The 10,942-nt window shown below is 73.2% G+C and carries 8 protein-coding genes; 3 read left to right on the top strand and 5 right to left on the bottom strand.

Translation table 11 applies throughout. From position 1 onward, the window contains the following. Window positions 1-203 precede the first annotated feature (203 nt). The gene (locus tag HCJ94_RS13800) at window positions 204-2,162 is read left to right on the top strand and encodes a penicillin-binding transpeptidase domain-containing protein (protein WP_168001418.1); all 1,959 of its coding nucleotides are present in this window, start codon (window positions 204-206) and stop codon (window positions 2,160-2,162) included. An 11-nt stretch (window positions 2,163-2,173) separates the two neighbouring features. Here HCJ94_RS13800 and HCJ94_RS13795 read toward each other — a convergent pair whose 3' ends face one another. The 5 genes from HCJ94_RS13795 to HCJ94_RS13775 form a co-directional block, all read right to left on the bottom strand. Beyond that, window positions 2,174-3,484: an arginase family protein gene (locus HCJ94_RS13795; RefSeq protein WP_373684292.1), complete on the bottom strand. Its 1,311-nt coding sequence runs from the start codon at window positions 3,482-3,484 to the stop codon at window positions 2,174-2,176. 69 nt (window positions 3,485-3,553) lie between these two features. Further along, entirely contained in the window at window positions 3,554-4,474 is a 921-nt protein-coding gene (locus tag HCJ94_RS13790) for a tetratricopeptide repeat protein (RefSeq protein ID WP_168001417.1), read from the bottom strand. A 188-nt stretch (window positions 4,475-4,662) separates the two neighbouring features. Continuing rightward, a complete protein-coding gene (gene icmA, locus HCJ94_RS13785) occupies window positions 4,663-6,351 on the bottom strand; it encodes a coenzyme B12-dependent isobutyryl-CoA mutase large subunit (RefSeq protein ID WP_168001416.1) in 1,689 nt (562 codons plus the stop codon). A 103-nt stretch (window positions 6,352-6,454) separates the two neighbouring features. Further along, complete coding sequence (gene meaB, locus HCJ94_RS13780) at window positions 6,455-7,456, bottom strand: methylmalonyl Co-A mutase-associated GTPase MeaB (protein WP_168001415.1); 1,002 nt, start codon at window positions 7,454-7,456, stop codon at window positions 6,455-6,457. Between the two features lie 44 nt (window positions 7,457-7,500). After that, window positions 7,501-8,700 (bottom strand): acetyl-CoA C-acetyltransferase, encoded by a 1,200-nt coding sequence (locus tag HCJ94_RS13775; RefSeq protein WP_168001414.1) that lies wholly within the window; start codon window positions 8,698-8,700, stop codon window positions 7,501-7,503. 62 nt (window positions 8,701-8,762) lie between these two features. Here HCJ94_RS13775 and mce point away from each other — a divergent pair, with 62 nt between their 5' ends. Beyond that, on the top strand, window positions 8,763-9,236 hold the full coding sequence (mce, locus tag HCJ94_RS13770; RefSeq protein WP_168001413.1) for a methylmalonyl-CoA epimerase: 474 nt from the start codon (window positions 8,763-8,765) through the stop codon (window positions 9,234-9,236). A gap of 291 nt (window positions 9,237-9,527) precedes the next feature. Continuing rightward, complete coding sequence (ccrA, locus tag HCJ94_RS13765) at window positions 9,528-10,883, top strand: crotonyl-CoA carboxylase/reductase (RefSeq protein WP_168001412.1); 1,356 nt, start codon at window positions 9,528-9,530, stop codon at window positions 10,881-10,883. The last annotated feature ends 59 nt before the right edge of the window (window positions 10,884-10,942 follow it).

The raw sequence follows: 10,942 nt of genomic DNA, 5'->3' as shown, positions 1-10,942 counted from the left end.
ATGGTGCAGACGTCCGGATCGGGACTGTCGTCCTTTCACCTGGTTGCGGGTACGCGGTTGGCCCGTCCCGGGGATACCCCGCCGCGGGATGTTCATCACACCGTCACGGGTCCGTCTTTCCGCCCAGGCACCCTGTCCGGGGACGATGCGGACGGCGGGGCCATACTACGGTGCAGGCAGTCCATACTTCGGGGGATCATTCCATGCGCCTGTCGTACCGCCGCCGTCACCGTCCGTCACACTCCCCGTTCGCGCTCCTCGCCGCCGCCCTGCTGCTCGCCGGCGGGCTCACCGCCTGCTCCGGCGAGGACGGGCCGGCGCGCAGTGTCGACGCCTTCCTGAAGGGCTGGCGTACCGGGGACCTGCAGGCCGTCGGCTTCGTCGACGCGACCGGCGCGCGGGTGCCGGCGGCCGACGTCGCGCGGGAGATCAAGGAGCTGTCCGGTGAGCTGGCGGCCACCCCGCCGGAGCTGCGCCGCACCGGCGAGCCGACGGTCACGTCGGGCACCGCGACGGTCACCGTGCGCGTCGAGTGGACGCTGCCCGGCGACACCCGCTGGGCGTACGACCGCCCGGTGCGGCTCACCCGGGGCGGCGGCGACGAGTGGCAGGTGATCTGGGAGCCGCAGGTCGTGCACGAGCAGCTCACCCGGGGCGACCGGCTGGGCCTGCGCCGGGAGTCCGGTCCCCGGGCGGCGGTGCTGGACGGGGCCGGCCAGCCGCTGGTGGCTCCCCGGCCGGTGGTCCGGGTCTCCCTCGTGCCGCAGGAGGTGAAAGACGTACCCGGGGTCGCGCGGAAGCTCGACGCGGCGTTCAAGGCGATCCGGCCCGCTCTCGTCCCGCCGGTGGACCTCGCCGACCTCCCGAAGCGCCTGGCCGAGGCCGAGCCCGACGCGCTGGTCGAGGTCGTGACGCTGCGCGACGAGGCGTACCGGCAGATCAAGCCCCGCATCTACGAGCTGCCCGGCACCCGCTTCCCGACCGACAAGCTGGACCTCGCGCCGACCCGCGAGTTCGCCCGCGCGGCGCTCGGCACGGTGGACCCGGCGCAGGCCGACGACCTGGCCAAGCACCCTGACCGGTACGTGCGCGGCGACCTGGTGGGCCACGGCGGCCTCCAGGGCCGGTACGACGAGCGGCTGCGCGGCACGCCCGGCCTCACCGTCGTCGTCAACCGCCCCGGCCCGGAGGGCACGCTGGCCCCCACCGGCACCGAGCTGTTCCGCCGGGAGTTCCGCCCGGGCGAGCCGCTGAAGACCACGCTCGACGTCGCGACCCAGAAGGCCGCCGACACCGCGCTGGGCACCGAGAAGCGCCGCGCGGCCCTGGTGGCCGTCCGCGTCAGCGACGGCGCCGTGCTCGCCGCGGCCAACGGCCCCGGCCCGGCCGGTGAGAACCTCGCCTTCACCGCCCAGGTCCCGCCCGGCTCCACCTTCAAGATGGTCAGCGCGCTGGCCCTGCTCGACCGGGGCGCGGTCACGCCGGACCAACCGGTGGAGTGCCCGAAGACCCGCGAGGTCGACGGCCGGTCCTTCAAGAACGCGGACGACTTCGCGCTCGGATCGGTCCCGTTCCGCACCGACTTCGCGAAGTCCTGCAACACGGCCTTCGTGGCGCTGGCGCCGCAGCTCGGCGCGGACGGGCTCGCCGTCACCGGCCGTGCGCTGGGCCTGGAGGGCACCTGGGACGTCGGCCTGGACGCGTTCCCGGGCAAGGTCTCGACGAACGGCGGCCCGACCGAGCAGGCCGCCGCGGCGATCGGTCAGGGCACCACGGTGGTGAGTCCGCTGGCCATGGCCTCCGCCACCGCGGCGGTCGCCCGGGGGCGGTTCGTCCAGCCGAAGCTCGTGCTCGACCCGGCCCCGGCGAAGCCGGCCGCCGACGGGCCGGAGCTGAAGGCCGAGTCGCTGACCGCGGTGCGGGCGATGATGCGCGAGGTGGTCACGGCCGGCAGCGGCAGCGCCCTGGCCGACGTGCCGGGCGGCCCGGTCCACGGCAAGACGGGCACCGCCGAGTACGACGACAACCCGAAGAACACGCACGCCTGGTTCGTGGGTTGGCAGGGCGACATCGCCTTCGCGGTCTTCGTCGAGCGGGGCGGCTCCGGCAGCGGCACGGCGGTACCGATCGCCGAACGCTTCCTGCGCGCCCTCCCCCGCTGACCGGGGAGCGGTCAGGCGGTGCCGGCCGCCGCCTGCGGCGGGTCGTCGTCCGTCGCCGGCCGGCCGTCACCGTCCGGGCCGAGGCCCGGCGGCAGCGTGCGGCGCAGCAGGCCGGGCCCGGCCGAGGCGGGCGGCCCGACCGGCTCCAACCGGTCGGCGTGCGGGATCTCCGGGACGCCGGGCAACTCCCGCCGCTCACCGTCCGGGACGGCGGCCGGCTGCTGCCGGTCGACGCCCGGCTCCGGAACGGCCGGCGACTCCCGCCGGGCACCGTCCCGGGCTCCCAGGACCGCGGGCCCCAGCGGTGGCACCGGATCCGGGCCGGCGACGGCCACGGGACGTGCCGTACCTCGCCGTGGAGCGGGCGCGGCGGGCGCCTCGGCCAGCAGCCGGGGCGGCACCGATTCCGGGGCGGAGACCGGACGCAGGCCGGCCACCAGGGTGTTGACGATCTCGGCGGCGTACGACCCGTCCGGGTCGTAGTCGGGGTCGAAGACGGTCAGCTCGACACCGAGGCAGTGCGGGGTGTCGACCAGGCCGGCGAGCAGGATCTCCAGCTCGGCGAAGGCGATGCCGCCCGGGTCGGGGGCGTCGACCGCCGGCATCACCGCCGGGTCGAGCACGTCCACGTCGACGTGCACCCAGTAGCCGGCGCAGTCGGCGAGCTGCTCGTGCGCCCACTGGGCCGTACGGGCCGCGCCCTCGGCGCGCAGCGCCGGCACCGGCCGGGTGGTGATCCCGGCGGCCTGGAGGTCCAGCCGGTACTCGTCCTGGGCGCGGATGCCCAGCACCACGACGTCGATGTCCCGGAAGTACGGGCGCCGCCCCTCGACGGCCGCCAGGTCGGCCTGGCCCCGGCCGGTGACCAGGGCCAGGTCCTCGCCGGCCGCCGCGCCGACGTACGAGGCGTTACCCGGGTGCCGGAAGTCGGAGTGGCCGTCGACGAAGACCAGCCCGATCCGGCCGCCGACCGCCTCGCCGAGCCGGTGCATCGCCAGCGCCGAGCCGAGCAGCACCGAGCAGTCACCGCCGAGCACCAGCGGGAACTCCCCCCGGTCGATGATCGCCCCGATGCGCTCGGCCAACGCCACCGAGTAGTCGGCGATCTCCCGGGCGTGGCAGACGCCGTCGCCGGGCCGCCAGTCGCCGGGGTCGTAGCGGGGTGGGGTCAGGCAGCCGGCGTCACGCGCGCGGAGCCGGGCGAGCAGCCCGTGGTCGCGCAGGGCGCCGGGGGCCTTGGCGCAACCCGGCACCGAGGTGGGCGTGGGCGGGCGCAGGCCCAGGTTGCTGGGCGCGTCGAGGACGGCGATCCGGCGCATCATGGGCTCCCGTCCTCGAGGTGTCGAGGCGGGCCGGCCGGGGTGCACCGGCCCGCGCTGGCGTGGTCAGGGTCAGAACAGGGCGCTGGCCAGTGCCCGGCGGGCCGAGGCCACGGCGGGGTCGTCGGGGCCGGCGATCGTGAAGAGGCCCACCAGGTGCTGGCGTACCTTCTCCCGCTCGTCGGCGGCGGTGCGGCGGACCAGGCCGACCAGGCGCTGGTAGGCCTGCTCCGCCATGCCGCTGAGCACCTCGATGTCCGCGGCCAGCAGCTGCGCGTCGACGTCGTCGGGGGCCGCGGCCGCGGCGGCGAGCGCCGCCTGCGGGTCGGCGCCGGCGACCCGGCGGGCCAACCCGACCTGGGCCAGCCCGGCCTCCGCCGCGACGTCCGACGGGGTCTCGGCGAGGATCTTCCGGTACGCGCGCTCGGCGGCGTCCAGGTCGCCGCTCATCAGCGCGTCGTCGGCCTCGTCCAGCCGGGGGTCGGTCGGCTCGGCCATGGTCACGCCGCCGGCCTTGAGGATCGCCTGGATCCACTGCCGCAGCTGCGCCTCCGGCACCACCCCGGAGAACGCGTCGACCGGCTGGCCGCCGACGACCGCGTACACCATCGGGATGCCCTGCACGCGGAACATCTGCGCGAGCCGGGGGTTGGCGTCCACGTCGACCTTGGCGAGCACCCAGGCGCCGCCGCCCTCGACGGCCAGCCGCTCCAGCACCGGGGAGAGCTGCTTGCAGGGCTCGCACCACTCGGCCCAGAAGTCGACCACGACGGGTGTGCTGAGCGACCGTTCGAGGACCTCGGCCTGGAAGGTCGCCTCGGTCACGTCCACGACGGTGACGGCGCTGGCGGGGGCGCCGCCGGGCGCGCCGGCCGGCGGGCCGGACTGGACGGGTGCGGACGCCGGGGCGGGGGCGGGGGCGGGGGTGCGCAGCGCGCTGAGGTCGACCGCGCCGCGGGTGAAGATCGACGAGGTGATCCGTGGGTCGCTCATGGTTATCTAGTCTCGCACGCGCTACGCCGATCGCCCTTCATCGGCGACGCCGAAGGTCACAGTTCTCACCCCAGCTCAGGGCACTGCCGCCCCACCCCCGCGATCTTGCACATTCGGCCCCTGGTTCGCGGCGTACGCGGCTTTTGCCGGGGCAGGAAGTGCAAGATCGCGGTGAGCGGGGGCGGGGGTCAGAAGCGGGCGGGTTCGCGGTAGACGCCCCATTCGGCGCGGAGGGCGTCGCAGATCTCGCCCAACGTGGCCTCGGCGCGGACGGCGTCGAGCATCGCCGGGATCATGTTCTCGTCGGTACGGCTGGCCGCCACCATCCGGTCGAGCGCCGTCTTGACGGCCGCCTCGTCCCGGGTGGCCTTCCGCTCGGCGAGGACCCGACGCTGCTCCAGCTCCACCTCGTGCGAGATGCGCAGGATCTCCAGGTCCTTGGCGACCGTGTTGGTGTGGCAGTTGACACCGACGATCTTCTTCTCGCCCTTCTCCAGCGCCTGCTGGTACGCGAAGGCCGACTCGGCGATGTGCCCGGTGAACCAGCCGTCCTCGATGCCGCGCAGGATGCCGGACGTCATCGGGCCGATCTGGTGCGGCCCGTCGCCGCCGAGCTGCTTGATCCGGGCGAAGATCTCCTCCGCCTCGGCCTCGATCCGGTCGGTGAGCGCCTCGACGTACCAGGACCCGCCGAGCGGGTCGGCCACATTGGTCACCCCGGTCTCCTCCATCAGCACCTGCTGGGTCCGCAGGGCGATCTCGGCCGACTCGTCGGTGGGCAGCGCGAGCGTCTCATCGAGGGCGTTGGTGTGCAGCGAGTTGGTGCCGCCGAGCACCGCCGCCAGGGCCTCCACGGCCGTACGGACGACGTTGTTGACCGGCTGCTGCGCGGTCAGCGAAACCCCGGCGGTCTGCGTGTGGAACCGCAGCCACTGGGCCTTCTCGCTGGTGGCGCCGTAGACGTCACGCAGCCAGCGGGCCCAGATCCGGCGGGCTGCCCGGAACTTGGCGATCTCCTCGAAGAAGTCCACGTGGGAGTCGAAGAAGAAGCTCAGGCCGGGCGCGAAGACGTTGACGTCCAGCCCTCGCGAGAGCCCCAGCTCGACGTAACCGAACCCGTCGGCGAGGGTGTACGCGAGTTCCTGCGCGGCGGTCGAGCCGGCCTCGCGGATGTGGTAGCCGGAGACCGAGAGCGGCTTGTAGCGCGGGATCTCCCGGGCGCAGTACTCCATCAGGTCGCCGATGAGGCGCAGGTGCGGCTCGGGGTCGAAGAGCCACTCCTTCTGCGCGATGTACTCCTTGAAGATGTCCGTCTGGAGCGTGCCGTCCAGCTTCGACAGGTCGGCGCCCTGCCGCTCGGCGGCGACCAGGTACATGCAGAACACCGGCACGGCCGGCCCGGAGATGGTCATGCTCGTGGTGACGCCGGCCAGGTCGATGCCGTCGAAGAGCACCTCCATGTCGGCGGCGCTGTCGACGGCGACGCCGCAGTGCCCGACCTCGCCGAGTGACTGCGGGTCGTCGGAGTCGCGGCCCATCAGGGTGGGCATGTCGAACGCGACGGACAGCCCGCCACCGCCCGCGCCCAGGATCATCTTGTAGCGCTCGTTGGTCTGCCGCGCGTTCCCGAAGCCGGCGAACTGCCGGATCGTCCAGGTCCGCCCGCGGTAGCCGGTCGGGTGCAACCCCCGGGTGTACGGGAATTCGCCCGGCCAGCCGATCCGCTCGAAGCCCGGCCAGGCCATCCCCTCCGGCGGCCCGTAGACCGGGTCGACGGTCATCCCGGAGAGGGTGGTGAAGTCGGCGTCCCGCTTGCGCGCGGCGTCGTAGCGGGCCTGCCAGCGTGCCCGTCCGGCGGCGATCTCGTCGGCGTTCATCCGCGGGGCTCCTCCTCGAGTCCTCGAACTGCACCCCGAGTGTAGAGCGCCGACCTGAACGATCGCTAAGGAAGTTCGTACCGGTGGGTAACGTGACCCGCCGTCAGGAGGCGATCTGGGTCAGCAACTGGTCGGCCGCCGCGTACGGATCCAGGGAGCCCTCCGCCACCTTGGCGGCGAGCGCCGGCAGCTCCGTACCGTCGCGGAGTGAGCCGATGCGGTCGCGCAGCGCGCCGAGCGCGATCGCCTCGATCTCGGCGGCGGCCCGCGCCTCCTGCCGGCGGCGCAGCTCGCCGTGCTCGACCAGCCAGCCGCGGTGCTTGTCGATCGCGGCGGCGATGTCGTCGATCCCCTCGCCGCGCGCGGCGACCGCCCGCACCACCTGCGGCCGCCACTGCCCCGGCCCCCGCTCGCCCAGGGCGATCATGCCCTGGATGTCGCGGACCGTGGCGTCGGCGCCGTCCCGGTCGGCCTTGTTGACCACGAAGACGTCGGCGATCTCCAGGATGCCGGCCTTCACCGCCTGGATGGCGTCGCCCATGCCGGGCGCGAGCAGCACCAGCGTGGTGTCCGCGAGCGAGGCGACCTCCACCTCGGCCTGGCCGACGCCGACCGTCTCCACCAGCACCACGTCGCAGCCGGCGCCCTCCAGCACCCGTACCGCCTGCGGTGTGGCCGCCGAGAGCCCGCCGAGGTGACCCCGGCTGGACATCGAGCGGATGTAGACGCCGGGGTCGGTGGCGTGGTCCTGCATGCGGACCCGGTCGCCGAGGATCGCCCCGCCGGTGAACGGGCTGGACGGGTCGATGGCCAGCACCCCGACCCGGTGGCCCCGCGCCCGCAGCGCCCGGACCAGCTCGTTCGTGGTGGTGGACTTGCCCACGCCGGGCGAGCCGGTCAGGCCGACCACCTGGGCCTGACCGGCGTACGGCGCGAGCGCCGCCGCGATGCGCGGCAGCGTCTCGTCGCCGGACTCGACCAGCGTGATGAGCCGGGCCACCGCGCGGGGGTCACCCGCGCGGGCCCGCTCGACGAGCATGGGTACGTCCCGGCTGCGGCGCACGGGCGTCGCCGCGGCCGGAACGTGGTCGACGGCGTCAGTCACCGTGCCTCTTCCGTATCAAGCCTGCGGGACTCGCAGGACCGTGCTCACTGCTCGCTCTCGGCCCCGGCCGGGACGTGGATGATCAGGGCGTCGCCCTGGCCGCCACCGCCGCAGAGCGCCGCCGCGCCGGTGCCGCCACCACGCCGCTTCAGCTCCAGCGCCAGGGTCAGCACCAGCCGGGCACCGGACATGCCGATCGGGTGCCCCAGCGCGATGGCGCCGCCGTTGACGTTGACCTTCTCCGGGCTGACACCGAGGTCCCGCGTGGACTGGATGCCCACCTGGGCGAACGCCTCGTTGATCTCGATCAGGTCGAGGTCGTCGACGCTCAGGCCGCCCTTGCGCAGCGCGTGCTGGATGGCGTTGGACGGCTGCGAGTGCAGCGAGTTGTCCGGGCCGGCGACGTTGCCGTGCGCGCCGATCTCGGCCAGCCAGGTCAGCCCCAGCTCCTTGGCCTTGGCCTTGCTCATCACCACGACGGCGGCGGCGCCGTCGGAGATCGGCGACGAGCTGCCGGCGGTGATGGTGCCGTCCTTGGTGAAGGCCGGCCGCAGCTTGGCCAGGGACTCGGCCGTGGTGTCCGGGCGGATGCCCTCGTCCTCGCTGATCACCAGCGGGTCGCCCTTGCGCTGCGGGATGACCACCGGGGTGATCTCGTCGGCGAAGTGGCCGTTCTTCTGGGCGGCGGCGGCACGCTGGTGGCTGGCCGCGGCGAAGGCGTCCTGCTCCTCGCGGCTGATGCCCTTGGTGGTGCCGTGCCGCTCGGTCGACTCGCCCATCGAGCAGCAGTCCCAGGCGTCGGAGAGACCGTCGAGCGCCATGTGGTCCTTGATCACCACGTCGCCGTACTTGTAGCCGTCGCGCTGGCCCAGCAGCAGGTGCGGGGCGTTGGTCATCGACTCCATGCCACCGGCCACCACGATGTCGAACTCGCCGGCCCGGATCAGCTGGTCGGCCAGCGCGATCGCGTCCAGCCCGGAGAGGCACACCTTGTTGATGGTGAGGGCCGGCACGGACATCGGGATGCCCGCCTCGACGGCCGCCTGGCGGGCCGGGATCTGGCCGGCGCCGGCCTGGAGCACCTGCCCCATGATCACGTACTGGACCTGCTCGGGGGCGACGCCGGCGCGCTCCAGCGCCGCCTTGATGGCGACGCCGCCGAGCTTGGTCGCGGGGAGGTCCTTGAGGTTGCCCAGCAGGCGCCCCATGGGGGTCCGAGCGCCGCTGACGATCACCGAAGCCATACCTGCCTCCGAGGGGGGTGCCGACCTGTACGCCTTAACGATTGTTCGGCCAGACTAGCGCCATGGCTGAGAACTCCCCCGTCGAGTCCGCTGCGGACTACATCACAGACATCGGGCTGCGCCGCATCGACCACGTCGGTGTCGCGGTCCCCGACCTGGACGCCGCGATCGACTTCTACCAGCGCACCTTCGGGATGCGCTGCGTGCACACGGAGACGAACGAGGAGCAGGGCGTCCGGGAGGCGATGCTGGCGGTCGGTCCGACCACCGAGGGCGGCTGCGTGCAGCTGCTCGCCCCATTGAGCCCGGAGAGCACGATCGGGCGGTTCCTCGACCGTAACGGGCCCGGGGTGCAGCAGGTGGCGTACACCGTGGCCGACATCGACGTCGCCTGCGCGAAGCTGCGCGAGCGCGGCGTACGGCTGCTGTACGAGGAGCCGAAGCGGGGCACCGCGAACTCCCGGATCAACTTCGTCCACCCGAAGGACGCCGGTGGCGTCCTGGTCGAGCTGGTCGAGCCCGCCGCGAGCCACTGAAAGGAAGGGCCCCCTGTTAACGCCTCGTGTCGAGCAGGGGGCCCTCTCGACAACCCGCCGAGCACGGCGCTGCGCGGTTCACCGCCCACCCGGGCAGCTTCACGCATCGACCGATGCAGTTTTTCACAGAGGACTTCCGACTCTAGCTACCGTTCAGTAACGTCCGGCCCCACAGCAACGCGGCCGGTGCCGGATGTGTCGGATGCCGACATGGTGGGCGGGCCGCACCGGCGCCGACGATGGCAGCACCTGTGCCCGCGACGCGCGGGTGCGGACGAACGGGAGGTCGACGTGCAGGACATCCTCGAAGCGATCATGGCGGCGGAGGGCTCGGCGCAACCGGAGCGCGAGCTGGCCGGCGTCGCCGGACTTCCGGTACCGGAGTCCTACCGGGGCGTCGTCGTGCGCGCCGACGAGGCGCGGACGTTCGACGGGATGGCGTCCCGGGACAAGGACCCGCGCAAGGCGCTGCACGTGCAGGAGGTGCCCACCCCGGAGCTCGGCCCCGGTGAGGCGCTGGTCGCCGTGATGGCGAGCGCCATCAACTACAACACCGTCTGGACCAGCATCTTCGAGCCGGTGTCGACCTTCAAGTTCCTCCAGCGCTACGGCCGGCTCTCCGAGCTCACCAAGCGGCACGACCTCCCGTACCACGTGGTCGGCTCGGACGCGGCCGGCGTCGTCCTGCGCACCGGCCCGGGCGTGACCCGGTGGAAGGCCGGCGACGAGGTCGTCGCGCACTGCCTCTCGGTGGAGCTGGAGGACGCGGCCGGCCACGACGACACGATGCTCGACCCGCAGCAGCGGATCTGGGGCTTCGAGACCAACTTCGGCGGCCTCGCCGAGCTGGCCGTGGTCAAGGCCAACCAGCTCATGCCGAAGCCCCGCCACCTGACCTGGGAGGAGGCGGCGAGCCCGGGCCTGGTCAACTCGACCGCGTACCGGCAGCTCGTCTCCCACCACGGCGCCAACATGAAGCAGGGCGACGTGGTGCTGATCTGGGGTGCCTCCGGCGGCCTCGGCAGCTACGCCACCCAGATGGCGCTGAACGGCGGCGCGATCCCGGTCTGCGTGGTCTCCTCGCCCGACAAGGCGGAGCTGTGCCGGAAGATGGGCGCCGAGCTGGTCATCGACCGGGCCGCGGAGGGCTTCCGGTTCTGGAAGGACGAGCAGACCCAGGACCAGGACGAGTGGCGCCGCTTCGGCGAGCGGATCCGGGAACTGACCGGCGGCGAGGACCCGGACATCGTCTTCGAGCACCCGGGCCGGGAGACCTTCGGCGCCAGCGTCTACGTCACCAAGAAGGGTGGCACCATCGTCACCTGCGCCTCGACCAGCGGCTACCAGCACCAGTACGACAACCGTTACCTGTGGATGCACCTGAAGCGGATCGTCGGCAGCCACTTCGCCAACTACAAGGAGGCGTGGGAGGCGAACCGGCTCGTCGCGCTCGGCAAGATCCACCCCACCGTCTCGAAGACGTACGCGATGGAGCAGACCGGCCAGGCCGCGTACGAGGTGCACCGCAACGCGCACCAGGGCAAGGTCGGCGTCCGCTGCCTCGCCCCGGCCGACGGGCTCGGCGTCCGCGACCCGGAGTTCCGGGCGCGGCACGAAGAGGGGATCAACCGGTTCCGCGGCCACTGACCGTTCGGACGACGCGCCGGCGACCATTGCGGTGACGGTGATTGCCTTTCCACCGGCTG

The organism is Micromonospora thermarum (genome assembly GCF_012034245.1).
In the GTDB taxonomy this organism is placed as follows: domain Bacteria; phylum Actinomycetota; class Actinomycetes; order Mycobacteriales; family Micromonosporaceae; genus Micromonospora; species Micromonospora thermarum.
This window is presented reverse-complemented; position numbering and strand designations above follow the sequence as displayed.